The organism is Vreelandella sulfidaeris Esulfide1 (genome assembly GCF_054072535.1).
On record NZ_JBSVSF010000002.1, the window covers coordinates 90,079 to 105,092 of the forward strand.

A 15,014-nucleotide genomic window follows, 5' to 3' on the forward strand; every position below is an offset into this window, starting at 1 on the left:
CATCCCCGTTATCGGGTTCTGCCGCATGTCGGGGAGAGATTTTCAATCCCATCAACGACGCGAACTGGAACAACATGTTTCCGGTAACGGTAGCTGGAATTTCCATGGGGGGTGGGTCTAATCCTTCCCTTATGCACATGGACTCAATCTGTTTGTGTCCTGGGCCCTATGGCATCGACATGCCAGGGATCGGCATGACGTTCTGGGAACCAACGTTCCTCGCTGAAGTGGCGCGAACACCTGGCTGTATGTCGACGCTCGGTGGCACGCAGGTACTAACCGGATACGACTCCCTGACTTCTAACCAAACGTATGGCTCGGGACGTGGAGATAGCAGCGTTACCAGGATGCAAATCCACTGGTATATCTACCCTCTGTTCAGTGTACTCAACATGATGAGTTCGCTGGGGTGCATGAATACCTCCGGATTTAACCTTGCAGACCTCACTGAGGTCGACGCCACTTGGCAGGATGACACTTGGACATCCATCGCATTTCCAGAGTCAGCTCTCTTCGCCAATCCAGTTGGTGCTCTCTCGTGCATCCCTGACGCCGTAGCTTCTGCAGCGGGTCGCCCCCTAGACATGATGTTCTGGTGTCAGGGCTCTCAGGGCGTCGTGTATCCCCTCACTGGCTCAAGCACCACTCACAGCTCCCCCCAAGGTGGGAATCTCCACGTCCTTGGCAAGTACATGCAGCGTAAGACACGCATGGCGGGCCTGTTATCAACGACCGGCCCTTGGGCTGAATGCCAATCCGTTTACCTGCCGAACATGATTCGCAGCCAATACCGTATTGACCCGGTGGCCCCTGTTGCCAGCAACCAAACTGCTGTTCTTGGAATGTCCGAGTTCCGCTGGGGGATGCTGCCTCCCGCCAACACCGCTGTTCGTACTGATTCCGCATTCTTGATCTGGGTAGGTAAGCAATGCTGCGCACTCTGACCGCTATTACTTTGACGCTATTCAGCACATCGGCGTTAAGCCAACAAACACCCGTACAAGCCGCTCAAGACGCTTTCTCTGCTCTTCAAGGGTCACAGGCACCTAGTGGCCTATTCGCTGGCCAGAAGAGCCCTGAGGCAATCCTGGAGGCGATGGGCGCGAACACAAGCGGATCAACCGCAGGCCAAGCAGCCGGCTCTGAGATGCTAGGAAACGTCCGGGCCCAAGGTCAGACCGGGGGGATCGCAGACCCTGAAATGGCCGCTGAATGGCAAGCACTGAGGGATTCGTTAGACCTAGGTGAACAGGATCGACTGTATTTCTTCATCTCATTTTCAATGCCCGAAAGCTTGATTCGTGGCTATGCACTTGATGCAGCCAGAGCAGGAGGCGAGCTGGTTCTGCGCGGAGTGGAGCCGGGTATAACGCTCCGTGACTTCACCATGGAGCGCTTGCTGAAGGTACTACGCCCGGGAGGCATGACAGCACCGATCCAGATCGACCCGCGACTGTTCGATACCTACGAGATCGAGACCGTACCCACGATTGTCCTTGCCAAGGAAGATCCCATGGGCGTGTGTCAGACCGCCAAGCGCCAAATAGGCGAAATCGATGGTCAGCAGCTCGAGTACCAGGGATGCCCTAAGGGCAACCCAGACAATTACTGGAAGGCTGAAGGGTCAGTAACTGCCCTATATGCCTTAGAGCAATTCAACAAAGGCGGTGCCGGCAATGCCGAGGTCTACATCAATGCGCTCAAGGGCGAGGGCGCCGAAAGCGCTCCTGAGCAGGGAGGCGTTGCGTCAGCACAGTGGGAGTCGATGAGCGACGAGCTAGCTGAGCGCAACGCACAACGACTCCGTGAGCGCTATCAAGGCACTGATCGCGAAGTTTACGACACGCCAATGGGGCCGGCCGTTGGTCCCGCGGGACAGAATATTGATCATCTCTGGGAGGAGTGACATGCCGAAGGGCTCTTGCTTAAAACTGTTTGCCATGGGGGCCGCTTTTGCGGCCCTCGTGCCCTTGAGCGACGTGGCGATGGCCACCCCTAACCAAGCTGGAATGAATGCTGGGGGAGCCTGGGCCAGGGATTTCAACCCAAACAACGCCTTCCGATCAGCTACATCGAGCCTGGGTCTTGAGGATACGAAAACCTCTGGTGAGCTTGGAGGGGAGGTGGGGCTTCAAGTTAAACAGAAACAGCAGCGAAACTTTAGATGCCGCGACGGGGCTCGCCTCACTGCAGGCGGCATTCGAGTTTTGGTCGAAGAGTGTGAACAAAGCGACAATGGTGAGCTTGAGCGGATCAGTGTGTCCGTATGTGACGCACTAACTCAGGGGATACGGTGTAGCGAGGACCGCTACACGGTCACAAGAGAAATACCGACCGGGGGAGAAGCCGCCTTCAGCGGAGGCAACCTGTACGGAGCATATCGAGTCGAGGCTGAATGTTCTTCATCGTCTTGCACCATGACTATGCACCAACTTCACGGGGATGCATGGGGCGGCAACGATATGCGTCAGAAAGGGAATGATAGAGTCAATCAAGATCCCAATCACCCGTCAAATACAATTAGTGATGTTCGCGACAACCCTACTTTTGAACGTGGCGGCAACTTTGCTGATGATCGTTCAAAGTGTCTCGGCAATCAAATAAACCAACTTTTCAGTGAAGGTGATATTCCAGTTTCATGTGACCCCAACGACCCAAGGACAATTGATTTTCTTGACATCAATGCTGGTGGAGAATGCAAGCCGGATAAAATCACAACCGATTCCTGCGTGGTCGATATACCAACAAGATTCGTTACTTGTGAGCCTGAATCTCGGGAGTGTGAGGTAAGAAGAGACTCCGCAGAGTTTAGCTGCGCTAGAAAACTTGAGGTGACGGGAATAAAAATACCGACATGTAAAAATGGCGACCACCTTTTAACTATAACAAGCGACCCCTGCCCTAGTTGCGTCGATTACCTCAGATATAACTTTTATTGCCAAGACCAAGGCTACCGAGTTGTCTATGACACGGTAAAGAAGTCAGATGGTTCACGTTATACAGGCCCTCACTCAAATGTCGTCAGTGGCGGCTTGAACACTACTGTACCTAAAACAACTGTTATAGAGGATTTCAGCGGCAGTAAATGCTTTCGAGTAGCTTACGAGCAGAACTGTAATGGCACTACCTGCAATGTCACAGCTTACTTTGAAAACCCTTGCAAGAACATAAGCTATGCAGGTTCAAATAGCTTCCCTATACCAATGAGAATTGAATTCACAGATAGAGTGATCGATGAATGTACTGGTTTAGAAAGCAGACGGCCTGAGTTATAAATTATGAAATATATTCATCTAGCAGCTTTATTAATCTATCTACTAATACCTCAGGTTACCTTTGGGGCTTTAAGCGACTACCAAGAGTGCTATAAGGTCGGAGAAACATGTATTGATTCTGCCCCTAGAACAATAATGGGTGAAACAGTCAGACGAGAATGCTGGGAATATGCTGTTACTTATAGATGTTACGGCGATCCATATAGCCACACTTGCAATCTCGAAGCACTACAGAACGATGATGACTGGGAGTTGGTAAACACGTTTGGAGAAACATATCCAGCGACCTATTCGCAATATTCACGCATTCTTCCTGACAGTTGGATCGAAGAATGGCAAAAGAGCGAGTCTACATGTAGTGCCGACACTTCGTATGGCTGTGGCCCAGATATAAGCAGGACAGATATAAAAGATGCTTCTGGAAATATTGTCGGCCAGAAAGTAACTAAGCGCTGTTACATCGGCGAGACACCACGTTGCAATAACGACCCGAACTGCAACATAACGAGCTACGACTGCACCAGAAAGCAAGACGGTTTATGCGTTCGGCAGGAACAGACATATACATGTCGCGAAGATGGGAAATGCGATCCTAGTTCCTACGAAATTATGCCTGAAGTTAGCGATGATGAAGGCGCCTTCTCAGACGCTATTGCAGCGGCAGGTGTCATGGACATGATCGCTGCCGAGGGTGGGCTAGATGAAAACATGCGGATCTTTTCTGGCATGGAGCGCGAGTGCAAAGCGATTACAAGCGATTTCCGTCGCATGATGGAATTTAACGCAACCGTATCAACGGTTTTGGCAACGTATTTTGGCGGACCGCTTGGAGCTGTCTTGGCTGGCACTGCTTCGGCAGACATTCTAAATGCTATTGAGCACATGCAATGCTGTCAGGAAGACCCAGAAGATGTCGTTTTGACCAGCTCATTTATCTCTATGGCAACAGGAATCGGTGCTGACTACTGCGACCTCGAAGATGTAGAGCTTGCTGCTGCCCGCATGGCGAAACGAGCCGTCCAAGTTACACCCGGCTTTGTTCCCACCAATAATACGCTATGCACGTTCGCAAATTATATTTACAACGCGCCTGCGAAAGGTGACATGTCCTACGCGAAGCAAATATGCGCACATTGGACAAGGCCATGGTCGATTGCTAACACCCAAACTCAGGTGGATAGATACCAACGCTGGTGCGAGTTTGACTCGATGCTTGCCAGAATTATTCAAGAACAGGGTCGAGAACAGCTTGCCGAGTTGGCTTCGCAAAACGCAGGTGGAGCTGTTACCAAGCGCATTGAGTTTCCTTTTTACAATTCTGCCGGAGGATGGTCGAACGAGCTAAATGCCAACGGCAATCGAGTGCGGTTCTGGCAGTGGAAAGAGGAATGCTCTACCGATGAAGGCTTTACCAATTCGATGTTATCTGGATACGACTGCCCTTCAAGCCCAGACATTTATGCAGCGGTCTGCTCTGAATCGTCATGCGGGGCACCGCCTGATCACCCTGTTTATGGCTTTAGCCCAGGCTGGGAAACCCATCGCTTAGCAGCAGAGGATCATCACACCCGTGCGATCAACCGATATTCGGTAGTAGAAGGTGGGTGTTTTGAAGATGGCAGCTGTGAATACAAAGTTCACGCTTGGAAAGCTGGCGCTGGTGGTCAGATGCGCATTCCCTTAGATATGAAGTGGCCAATCAATTTTCCTAATGATGGCTGGGGCGAGTTTTCTTGGGCGCATAACAATGTTCACTTCGAGGCATATACAAACCCTCTAGGTTCAGAATCCCCTTCCAGAGGGCTGCGCATGTGTATCGGTTCATCTTATGAATGCTATGACAATGCGGCGTGGAATGAAGTCAACATCCAGAATGACATTACTAATTTGAATAACTATGTCAGCAACAGTCCACCAGTGACTCTCACTGGTGGATGTTCCGATGAGGAATGTGAGTTTAGAGCTTCAATTGAGGTCAATCTTACAGCTAAGCCTTGGTACACCTACTCAGAAAAGAAATACGAGCCCTGCATGCTAAAGGTTTTGGGTAGCTGTGTGACAAAGGCCTCTACAACTTACGATCGTCAGTACAAGCCAGACTGCACCGGGTTCACTATTGACGAGTTCCTTGCACTTGATCTCGGCGATATGGATTTCTCGGAGTACGTGGAAACGTTGTCGGAAAAAGCACAATCGGAGTTCAACCAGACATGGGCAAGATAGCTTTAATTCAAGCTACTTGTGTGGTGATGGTATTGGCATCTATGGGCTCCTTCGGGAGCCCAGTAGACCGAATCACTGCCCAAGCTGAAGCGCTGGCATCAGGTGCAGCCGGTTCAGAGGAAGTGGTGCAGAACGCGGGGCAGAGGCCTTTCATGTTCACGCCCAATAATGGGTATGTAGGCCTAGAAACCCAGCTAGATGTATCGCTCACATATACGTCCTTTGAGAACGGTGGACAGAACGTTAGAAGAGTTGAAAAAGCAGTTGTCGACTGGGGTGACGGCTCAAGTCCGACCACAGTGACCCCTGGCACACCCGCCTACCATACGTATGGCCACCGCAATAAGGAGGGTGCCATTACACCTCATGGAAGTATTGTCTATACCGGCAGGATTACGTTCGTGACTACTTCAGGCAATGCATATACCGAGCAGTTTCAATATAGCATGTGGCATTCCTTTCTTGACTCGCTTGTTCCCGGAGGAAGATCGCTACCCAACAACATGCTACCGAGCGTTAGTGGGGCTGGTGGCAGGGAACGTTTGCCCAGTGGCTTCTTTGATAGGAACAACAAATAATGCAAACTCTTTTCAAGGCTGCGCTGATCATTGTGGCAACAACCATGCCTTTGTTTGCCAATGCTCAGGAAGGCGACAATGAACCCGCGCATCAGCTTTACGGCGGTCATGATGCTGGCGCGCTACTTAGCAAGTCGCTTATGGTGACCAGCCAGCTAGATTGGCTCAATGCCTGGTCGCTGAACCTTGGAGGCAATCCACCAGAAGATTTGCCCCAAGGCTATATCGGAGTTCTAGTCTTCGCGTCCTACCCAGGACACCTCATAAGCCTTCATCCTCTGGAGGACAGCTCATCTTTGACGATTCGCTGCCATCAGGCACCGCTGCCCGACAGCCGTAGCTACATCGCCCCCGCTGCATGGGCAGCCGGGATGTTCCGTGCTGATAGCGTGACGCTGGAGGATTGCCCATGATAGCCGGCAGAATGGATGCGCTGGCGCTTACCGCCATTGCAGCCGGCGTTGCGGCCGCTACACCTTGGGCTGTCGGCACCTTCCCAGCATGGCCTGCTGGCGTCCTGGGTTCGCTGGGCATGGCGCAGCTCACATGGAGCCAGGCTATGGCCAAGCTGCGCCAGTACGACGAGGATTCCCGAGAGGGCTTCGTGCTGCCTTCAGACGAGCCAGTAGATGATAAGGGGCCTTCCTTACATATCGGCCTGACCACCGACAAAAATACTCGAATCAACATGCCCGACATCCTCGGGCAGCGACACACTGCGATCGTGGGTCAGTCTGGTGTGGGTAAGACTACTCTTGGTGAATATATCCTCTGGCAGCAAACTGCGCGTGGGCGCGGATGGCTATTCATTGACGCCAAGATCGATCGGGACACTCGGGATCACCTAGCGTACATGGCCAAGGTGACAGGCCGCGAAGATGAACTCTACATTATCGACGTGTCAGACCCCGATAACGCCAATACCTATAACCCTGTTCTCCACGGCGATCCTGATGAGGTGGCATCTCGACTGATGAACCTCATTCCTTCTGCGGAGAACAATCCAGGCGCCGATCACTACAGGCAATCCGCCAATCATGCACTCACTGTCATCATTGCCGCTCTGCAAGCCTCCGGTCAGTTATATCACTTCGGCGATCTATCAATTCTATTGCAGTCCGATAGAGCCCTTGAAAACTTGGAGAGAATGACTCCTCAAGGGCCTGAGAAGAGGGCGCTATCGATCTTCCTCGATCAGTTCCGTACCCGTACCAAGGAAGGGACAAAAATCGACCTCAACCGCATGAAGCAAACGCTGGGCGGGATGGCAGGCCGGATTGCACTGTTCGCCCAGGGTAAGTTTGGAAAGGTCTTCAACGTTTATGCCCCGGAAATCGTGCTTACCGAAATTATTCGTAAGGGCCACATGCTTTATGTCTCGCTTCCGACGATGGGAAAGGACACCGCAGCCCTCAACCTAGGGAAAATGATCGTCTCGGACATTCGCTCTGCTGTTGCCTACATTCAGGATTTACCCAAGGGCGAAAGGCCAGAGCATTTCATCGCACTTCTGGATGAAATGGGTGCTTACGTAATGGAAGGGGTAGGGCGTCTCTTCGAGCAGGCGCGATCTGCCAATATCGCACTGATTCCAGCCTTCCAGTCCTTCAGCCAGCTTAATCGAGTCTCGCCAGACTTTGCAGACATCGTGATCCAGAACACATGGAACAAAATATTCTTCAAGTTCGGTGCGAAAGACAGCCCTGAAGAGGCCGCTGAAATACTAGGTAAAACCAAGCGTTTTCAACGTACTGTCTCAGTCTCGGCTAACCAGGGAGAGAGTGCGCAGTATTTGAGAACCACCCCACAATCCAGCATGTCCGATGGCGGCGGCATGGGTGAAAGCTGGCGCGAAGTTGAGGAGTTCAGGGTAACACCGGATCAATTGAGAGCCATGGATATGGGGCAAGCGGTCATGATGATGGGCGCTCGCATGTATCATTTGAGAACGCCAATGATCAACTACCCCAAACACATTCCTTCATTTAAGGTAATAAAACGCAAGATGAAGATGCCTGCCGACAAACAGGCGCTTAACTTCGAGGAACGGCTAAACGAGTTTCTTACAGCAACTGTTTAGGGGGTAGTTATGATTACAGTGTTATTTTGGGCGACAATCGCCATTTTCGCTATGTTGCTCTTAGGAATTCTTCCGGGAGTAAAAGAAGTCTTTAGGCCGCTCATGGACATTATATCCAAGGGAACCGTCGAGGTATTGAAATTCGCCGGGGGATATATTCTTTGGCTTGCCAAGACGATAATTCATGCCCATATCGACCTTGCTACCCACTTATGTCATAAGCGCTCATACTTTGACCCAGCAGAAAAGATGAGAAAATAGCCGCTTCATGTTGTACATTGAAATCGTCGTATGGTATTATTACATGACAGTAAGGTAATTGCGTCGATCGCTCGGAGGTCGAAATGGCTAACAATAATCGCAAAGCTCGCCGCCAACGTGCGATCGCAGCCCGCCAAAGTGCCGCCCGGAAACCCAAGGGTTCTTTCGTTGTCAATGAGCTTCAACACTTGATCGGTGCAGAAGAAGAAGATGTTGTACGTGCCGCTAGGTGGAGAGCCAAACAGAACATATACGTATTTCTGATGGTGAACTTAGTAATAATTCCAAGCCTATTAATATTTACCTATTTCACATGGGATAGTGCCCCTGGCAAAGTGCTTCCCTTTATTTGGGCAGGGTATGCTCTGGTTCTTATATTCCAGACCAGGGCGATGTTGAGGTTCAAACGGATCATTAAAAATGCATGAAGAAAGGCCCCTAGCAAGGGGCCTTTTTCTTATGGGCGGGTGTCCATTAATTCTCGCGGATCAATATCTGACCCTTGGTTAGGGGAAGACTCTTCCGTTGATTCAGAACCTCGACGCACCTGGCCGCGATTGATCGTAGCGGCCGTAGCATTCTGGGTTGAGCCATTATTGGCCTGAGAATCAATTTGCTCTTGAGTAGACGGCATAGGAGAGCTGGCCGGCTCAAATTCGCCATCCCCTCCATACGTGTAATATGCATGCCCTCCTTCACGCTCAACAGCATAAACTGCCTGATTGTTCTCATAGTAGGTTGGAACGAAGGTGTCATCTCCGATCTGTATATTGGATCGTTCGCCTCCGGTAATGAGAGCATCCGCATTTTGTTGGTCAGCAGCATCGATCGCCCTACGATCAGCGACAGAAAAGCTACCTCCTGTATCGATCACATGATAAGCATCTGGCCTTTCAACGTCCGCTTGCGCATTACCTTGGATCGCCCCTAGCCGTTCGCTGGAATCAACCGATAGTGAACTTACACCACCTCTCTCTATCGGTGTGGTGACTTCAGTTGCCGTTGCTGCTCTTGCGCCCAAATCGCTTGTATTTGCGCCGACACTGCCACTTACAGCATTCTCACGCCCGGCAACTTCAGCATGATCGGCATTCTGTCGCTGTTCAACCTCACCTCGTAGATCATTGGCATCGCTACGCATAGCAGAAATAGTCTGTGGGCTGGCAGGAGTAGGGATCGAGCCACTGCGACTTGCAACATATTCCTCGCGTGCTTGCTGTTGAACCTGGACAGCTTCCTGATAATCGTTTGAGGCCGCATAGAGCATAGAGGCGCGGTCTTCACCGACCCGCCCCTCAAGTACCTGTCGAGATTCGCTCTGGGATACTTTTTCTGAATATCGGCTGCCGTCTTGACCTACAACTTGAACTGCACCATTTTCAGAGAAAGATAGCTTCCCAGTATCTGATTGGCTCAGGCTCATAGATTCTTCGGTCGTGTCTTGGCTAGTGTCTGAACCACGGACCCCGACTTCGCCCTGTACAGATGTCCTTGCATAAGCGCTAGCACCCGCATTAAGTGAAAGACCAACCTCTGTTTTACCCCCAGCTTCGATTGAGGCCTTTCCGGCCGCATGCGAAGTAACATCATTAATTTCCCTTTCCGATAATCCGGCCTGCTCCATAACTTGCCTAGTAGCAGACAGCTCCGACATATATTGTTGCCCTTGCTGATCCTGAGACATCCTTGACCAGTCAACCGAGCCGTCAGTTACAAACCCTTGGTCTTGAGCGTATTGGGTAGCCGATCTGAAGGTATCAGTCATCATATTCTGGGATTGTTGGCTAAATGACTGTTTCGCTTCTTCTGTTCTCTGGGTCGCTTCACTAAATGCCTGCGACTTAGATAGGCTCTCCCTCATGTCTGCCGCTCTTAGGCCTACGTTCGTATCCTGCCCGCTCATATTCGTAACTTGAGATGCCCCAACGCCGACATGGTGTGCCGATACTTCTTCCCCAGAGCTATAACGGTGAGAGGTTTGGTGAGCATTCATGTTCGCGTTGTTCATACTTACCTGGCCAGCCGAAGCTGCACCTGTAGACATGTTGTTCGCGGCTGTCGCCGCTTGTTGGCTACCAGATGCCCTGTCCAAGACAGAGGTGAAGGCGTAACCGCTGCCAGATACTAGCCCCCACATGATGGCGGGAACTAAGGTGGACATAAAACCTGATGCCATCACCATCTTGTCCGACATCTCGCTGACTGCGCTCATATTGGCCATGGTGAGACCATCAGCGAGGTATCCCGCTGTCTGCCCCTGGAAATAGAGCATCATGATGTAGTTCACGATAGCGAGCCCTGGCCACCATAAAATGAGCCAGGTCATCACCTGGGCATACGAGGTGCCCATCTTCTTGCCTAAGCCGGGGACCAACACCGCAGCAAACACAATCGGCGCCAGCCCAATCACGAATGCCTGAAGGATCGCGAAGAAATAGCCCGCCATATCCCGGAAGAGAATAGCTGTGCTATACCATCCAGATTGCTGGGCACGTCGAGCCTGTTCCATATTCAAGGCTGAGATCAGCTCGTTGGAGCCTGTGGCCATTGCTGCGTATTCATAGGTGCCTGAGTACATTTCTGCGATTGCGGCTTGTGTGGCAAGCCCTGTGGCGTCCTGAACGGCACTTCCCCCTGAGGCCCAGCGAAACGAATCATCCAGAGCGGCTTGTGCCAGCGCTGTTGAACCTGCTGCCTGCTGAAGCCAGAACGGGGAAGCTTCCCTCATGCCGTTCAATAGCGCGGGAGCTGCAGTCTGCAAACGGTTGTCAATGCTCGCGTAGGCCTCATCGCAAGCCTGCATGCCACCATTTGGATCGGTCGAGTCATAAACGACGGTATAAACTGCCCGGTTCAGGTTATTGCCTAAAACCCCCCATGCATTTTGTGAGGTAATTAGCGTCACCGGGGATATTTTGCCGCTAAAAATATTCGGCAACGCACAGTCATTCATGAAACTTTGAATGCTTGATCGCAGGTACGGATCAGTCAGGCGAATCTTCTTCATGTCATTCAACATGCTTGCCGCCATGCCAATGGGAGCCCCCTCTGAAATACGTAGATTTTCGAAGTTTGGCGTCGTGAAGTTAGTTTCAATGCCGTTTGTAGCCCACATCCCTATCTCTGAGATGACAACAGCAGGAAGACCGATGGCTGCCGGAACGCCTTCAATTCGTTGAATGAATTGGGGCGACCCAACGCCATCCCACACCATGTCTTCAATAAGAATATCGACCTTCAAAGAGAACAGCATGTAGACAGTAAGAATCATGCCGGCAAAATACATGGCCACCTTTTGCAGACTTCCACCCAGGATTCCCGTAAAGCACATCGCAAGGAAGCCGGCCATCGCCAAGAACAGCGCCAAGTTCCTGAACCCAGGGTTTGAGTCAGGGTCAGTCAGGCGTTTAATCGCCTCCAGTATTTGCGCCAGCGCATAACCATTGCCATAGCCATAAAATGTCCAAGTGTCACCACTTGCAGGCGTCATGGTCTCTGCGATTGCTAACCCCGGAACAGCGACCAATCCAATAGCTATAAGGGCAGGAACAAGCCATTTCATCAGTCCATCTCCCGAACCATATCACGAGCGAAATCCATGCCGGATAGACCCATGGCATGAAGATTTCGCAACGTGGCGCGGTTGATCTTGTCAACCTGGCTCATTATGTTTTCCTGAGTCTCAGCCATAAGGTTAATTTGCTGAGCCTTCTGGGAGGTCATGACAACTAGCTCATTCTGGGCCTCGCGGAATTCGCGCAAGATCTCACCCGGCACGGATGATGTCATCGATGTCTTAGCCGTTGCCTGGACGGCATAGCGAATGTACTCAATGGAGATCATGTAAGACAGAATGGTCGAGTTACCAACTACTAGGTCGTAGGCAAGGTCCGGGTAGGTCGCTGCAACATTAACTGCTTGATAGAGCGGGAAGGGCGCTGCAGCAATAATGGCCTTTTGAGAAGCGGTCAGCGGGGTGCCACTGGCAACGTTCTTAACCGCACCTTCCAATTCCATAATCACCGTGGTCAAAAAGCCGTGGCCTAGTGATATATCCTCAACCTTTGCTTTGTTCGGGTTCCAACAGTCTCTCAGATCACTGTTGCTACAAGTATAAATCTCGGTGGCCTGGCCTGAGGCGCCTGACCATATCTTGTCCTCGCAAAAGCTGTTCACGAAGTCAGCGTATTCAATGACGGTCGGCGAGGCTTTATCACTTCCGCACAGGAATATGTCCAGCATCGCATCGGCAGTTTCGATGGTTGGCGCAAAGGTGTTCGAGTCGCCACTACCCCCTTTGTTGCGAACCTCAGTACCAATCCAACTCATCAATAGCTCGGCAAATATCTTGTTCTCTGCCCCCATGTTGTTCCTGCCATCTCGCCCAGGGGCAATACCTGCTTCTTGAAGGCCTAGCCATGTGCGGTTGCCATCAAGCTCTAAGGCCAGTGCGCGATCCCCGGGATTGTTGCTGAGGTGGTCTCGCACTTCGCGGCCCGAATCCGATTTGCTATCACAAGTGTCCTTCTGGGCTGCCAGCCAGTCACTTTCCACGCCCTCAAACATCCCTACCGAACTACACCAGAGATTCCCTAATTCGCCGGAGTAGTCAGGGAACCCCTCAACCAGTGCGGTAGCAGCCTCACAGCTGTCCTGGGATAGTTTCGCCGCCGCCTGTGCCATGCGTTGTGCGAACTCAAGCACATCCCCACAAATAGGGCAGAGCTGTTTGAGCGCGAGCTGGAAGGAGAGGGCTACAACCCCTTGGGCGATTTGCTCCAACATCTGCTGGATCTGCTCACTGTCGATATAGGAGAAGCCACCAAAATGCGCGTCGATGCCATTGCAGCCTACGTCTAGCCGCGGCGGGTCCATGTTGACTAGCGAGTAGCGGTTCTGAGAAAACCGCATGGTCAACCCCCCGGCCGTGTATCCATGCCGTGTCCTGGTCTCAAACGACGCTGCGCTGTTTGAGCTACTGAAGCCGCCTCCGGCACTGGATAGCCGGTCAAACGCATTTTCGAGTGCGTTGGCTTCAGCCAGGCTTGTGGTGGCCGTTATCGACATTCCGCTGATCACGGCTGTTGCCACCATGGTTACCAATTTGTTTCTGGAGAACATTACTCAACTCCTTGGGGAATGCCGGCGCCGAGGCCACCGGATGACCGTTCCAGCATGTCGGGAACGCTGAAATCAACGGGAGGACTCGTGCCATCACCAACCGCCTCGAGGCCCTTTTCTGCTGCTCGTTGGATAGCACCAAAGAAGACCTCAATCCTCGAGGTAATCCGCTGCGCTGCTTCAACACCACTGGAGACGCGGAACCAAAGATCATCCTGTGGCAGGTAAAGCCAGAGGTCCGGTACCGCTTCGACGGCAAGGTGGCCAGCAGCCTCTACTGAGCGTCCTGTGGTATCGCAGCTGTTCGAGAACTCTGGCATGCACCCCCCATCAAGTGGGGCGTTGTAAATGGTGAGCCCAGTACGTCGTTCGAGCTGCTTCATAACTGGTTGCATGTCATGACAGAATTGGCAGCTAGACCGGGTAAACCAGACGAGAAACCCATTCTGGTCATCTATCTCTTCCATGACCGCATTGCGCTTGCCATCGCGTGCTCGTGACGCTGCACGAAGCCCAAAGGAGGAGACGGGGCTATGTACGAGGGGGTTGAGGTCCTGGTTTTGGATCTGATTCCACTCCCACATCCTCGACATTGTGATGGCTTGGTCGACGGCCCATCGCATATACCGCTGAAAGGCCTCGACTGTCTCTGGATTGTTGGGGTTCATCACAGACTGGTTAAGCAGCATGTCGCGCTGCTTGGCTTGAAACTCGAAGCTCCCCTCTGGGTCGACAAAACCACAAGAGGGCTCCCACTGTTCTGGGTCCGTACAATCCAGCTCCTCTTCAGGCGCCTTGGCCATCGGTATCTCGACTGGGGGCTCTTCGGGCTCTTCTTCCTCATCATCATCTAAGTGCCCCCAGAACCAACCGCATTCGCGAGCATTATTGCTATCAAGGCAGGCTTGCCCTCGGTCTCCACCAGGCTGGGCTATAGCGGTCGAACTCAGCGTTAGCAAAAGCGCCAGCATTAGCCGCAGAAATGGCGCCGGCAAAGGGCCAGCGGTAATGTGTTTCATAGCACAAGGCTCCGTATCAATATCGCGGCAATGGCCCAGGCCAACAGCACGGGCCAAAATTCTGAAGTGCCGCCATCCCACAGCTTCAGGGAATGGCGTTTGGCGGGGTGCCACACAGGCACTCCCAAAGGGGTGCCAGCATCTCCAATGACGTGAGAGAGCCCACCAACCGAGAAACCTAAGAGAAGGGCGGCAAGCAATGGCGCATCAGGTAGCCAAACGGCCGATGCCACTGCCAGCCCTAGCCAAGGGAGCAACCAGTGGGTCACAGTCCTATGGGGTATGAGCGTGGCTGGACCAATGCGGATCTCCAGCCAGTCAGGTGCCGTTGATCCAGGCAGCGCCATCGCCGCCACCGCCAGCGCAGACATCCCGCCATAAAAGGGGGTCATAATCGCACCAGCCGATGCGCCAAGCGCCAGGCCGAATAATCGATGAGCGTTCCCGGTCAAGCTGC

Annotated in this window: 12 protein-coding genes; 8 read left to right on the forward strand and 4 right to left on the reverse strand. The window is 52.3% G+C overall.

Going from position 1 to position 15,014, the window contains the following annotated elements; all coding sequences use genetic code 11:
* Positions 1–74 precede the first annotated feature (74 nt).
* From ACW44H_RS20195 to ACW44H_RS20230, 8 genes are all read left to right on the forward strand, one after another.
* Positions 75–944 (forward strand): TraU family protein, encoded by an 870-nt coding sequence (locus ACW44H_RS20195; RefSeq protein ID WP_246009098.1) that lies wholly within the window; start codon positions 75–77, stop codon positions 942–944.
* Complete coding sequence (locus ACW44H_RS20200; protein ID WP_113270621.1) at positions 929–1,906, forward strand: type-F conjugative transfer system pilin assembly protein TrbC; 978 nt, start codon at positions 929–931, stop codon at positions 1,904–1,906. Before ACW44H_RS20195 ends, ACW44H_RS20200 begins: the two co-directional genes overlap by 16 nt.
* Before the next feature lies 1 nt (position 1,907).
* The gene (locus ACW44H_RS20205) at positions 1,908–3,275 is read left to right on the forward strand and encodes a hypothetical protein (RefSeq protein ID WP_457509110.1); all 1,368 of its coding nucleotides are present in this window, start codon (positions 1,908–1,910) and stop codon (positions 3,273–3,275) included.
* Between the two features lie 135 nt (positions 3,276–3,410).
* Positions 3,411–5,498, forward strand: a complete 2,088-nt coding sequence (locus ACW44H_RS20210; RefSeq protein ID WP_281662274.1) for a conjugal transfer protein TraN — start codon at positions 3,411–3,413, stop codon at positions 5,496–5,498.
* Entirely contained in the window at positions 5,486–6,076 is a 591-nt protein-coding gene (locus ACW44H_RS20215) for a hypothetical protein (protein WP_113270624.1), read from the forward strand. The genes ACW44H_RS20210 and ACW44H_RS20215 overlap by 13 nt, the downstream gene beginning before the upstream one ends.
* The gene (locus ACW44H_RS20220; RefSeq protein ID WP_113270625.1) at positions 6,076–6,489 is read left to right on the forward strand and encodes a hypothetical protein; all 414 of its coding nucleotides are present in this window, start codon (positions 6,076–6,078) and stop codon (positions 6,487–6,489) included. Before ACW44H_RS20215 ends, ACW44H_RS20220 begins: the two co-directional genes overlap by 1 nt.
* Positions 6,486–8,156 (forward strand): type IV secretory system conjugative DNA transfer family protein, encoded by a 1,671-nt coding sequence (locus ACW44H_RS20225; RefSeq protein ID WP_101146467.1) that lies wholly within the window; start codon positions 6,486–6,488, stop codon positions 8,154–8,156. The genes ACW44H_RS20220 and ACW44H_RS20225 overlap by 4 nt, the downstream gene beginning before the upstream one ends.
* 344 nt (positions 8,157–8,500) lie before the next feature.
* Positions 8,501–8,845, forward strand: a complete 345-nt coding sequence (locus ACW44H_RS20230) for a hypothetical protein (protein WP_113270628.1) — start codon at positions 8,501–8,503, stop codon at positions 8,843–8,845.
* Between the two features lie 29 nt (positions 8,846–8,874).
* Here ACW44H_RS20230 and ACW44H_RS20235 read toward each other — a convergent pair whose 3' ends face one another.
* Genes ACW44H_RS20235 through ACW44H_RS20250 form a run of 4 tightly spaced genes read right to left on the reverse strand, consistent with a single transcriptional unit; the run spans position 8,875 to position 15,009 of the window.
* Positions 8,875–11,979 (reverse strand): conjugal transfer protein TraG N-terminal domain-containing protein, encoded by a 3,105-nt coding sequence (locus ACW44H_RS20235; RefSeq protein ID WP_457509111.1) that lies wholly within the window; start codon positions 11,977–11,979, stop codon positions 8,875–8,877.
* Positions 11,979–13,538: a conjugal transfer protein TraH gene (locus ACW44H_RS20240; protein WP_176304216.1), complete on the reverse strand. Its 1,560-nt coding sequence runs from the start codon at positions 13,536–13,538 to the stop codon at positions 11,979–11,981. The genes ACW44H_RS20235 and ACW44H_RS20240 overlap by 1 nt, the downstream gene beginning before the upstream one ends.
* On the reverse strand, positions 13,538–14,557 hold the full coding sequence (traF, locus tag ACW44H_RS20245) for a conjugal transfer protein TraF (protein WP_113270631.1): 1,020 nt from the start codon (positions 14,555–14,557) through the stop codon (positions 13,538–13,540). Before traF ends, ACW44H_RS20240 begins: the two co-directional genes overlap by 1 nt.
* Positions 14,554–15,009 carry a metal-dependent hydrolase gene (locus tag ACW44H_RS20250; protein ID WP_146779542.1) on the reverse strand — a complete coding sequence of 152 codons (456 nt, stop codon included), beginning with the start codon at positions 15,007–15,009 and terminating at the stop codon, positions 14,554–14,556. The genes traF and ACW44H_RS20250 overlap by 4 nt, the downstream gene beginning before the upstream one ends.
* Positions 15,010–15,014 lie beyond the last annotated feature (5 nt).

Coding starts and splice junctions, on each gene's coding strand:
- ACW44H_RS20215 (WP_113270624.1), top strand. CDS start 5,486: ATGGGCAAGATAGCTTTAATTCAAGCTACTTGTGTGGTGATGGTATTG.
- traF (WP_113270631.1), bottom strand. CDS start 14,557: ATGAAACACATTACCGCTGGCCCTTTGCCGGCGCCATTTCTGCGGCTA.
- ACW44H_RS20195 (WP_246009098.1), top strand. CDS start 75: ATGTTTCCGGTAACGGTAGCTGGAATTTCCATGGGGGGTGGGTCTAAT.
- ACW44H_RS20200 (WP_113270621.1), top strand. CDS start 929: ATGCTGCGCACTCTGACCGCTATTACTTTGACGCTATTCAGCACATCG.
- ACW44H_RS20225 (WP_101146467.1), top strand. CDS start 6,486: ATGATAGCCGGCAGAATGGATGCGCTGGCGCTTACCGCCATTGCAGCC.
- ACW44H_RS20240 (WP_176304216.1), bottom strand. CDS start 13,538: ATGTTCTCCAGAAACAAATTGGTAACCATGGTGGCAACAGCCGTGATC.
- ACW44H_RS20220 (WP_113270625.1), top strand. CDS start 6,076: ATGCAAACTCTTTTCAAGGCTGCGCTGATCATTGTGGCAACAACCATG.
- ACW44H_RS20235 (WP_457509111.1), bottom strand. CDS start 11,979: ATGAAATGGCTTGTTCCTGCCCTTATAGCTATTGGATTGGTCGCTGTT.
- ACW44H_RS20205 (WP_457509110.1), top strand. CDS start 1,908: ATGCCGAAGGGCTCTTGCTTAAAACTGTTTGCCATGGGGGCCGCTTTT.
- ACW44H_RS20230 (WP_113270628.1), top strand. CDS start 8,501: ATGGCTAACAATAATCGCAAAGCTCGCCGCCAACGTGCGATCGCAGCC.
- ACW44H_RS20210 (WP_281662274.1), top strand. CDS start 3,411: ATGGGTGAAACAGTCAGACGAGAATGCTGGGAATATGCTGTTACTTAT.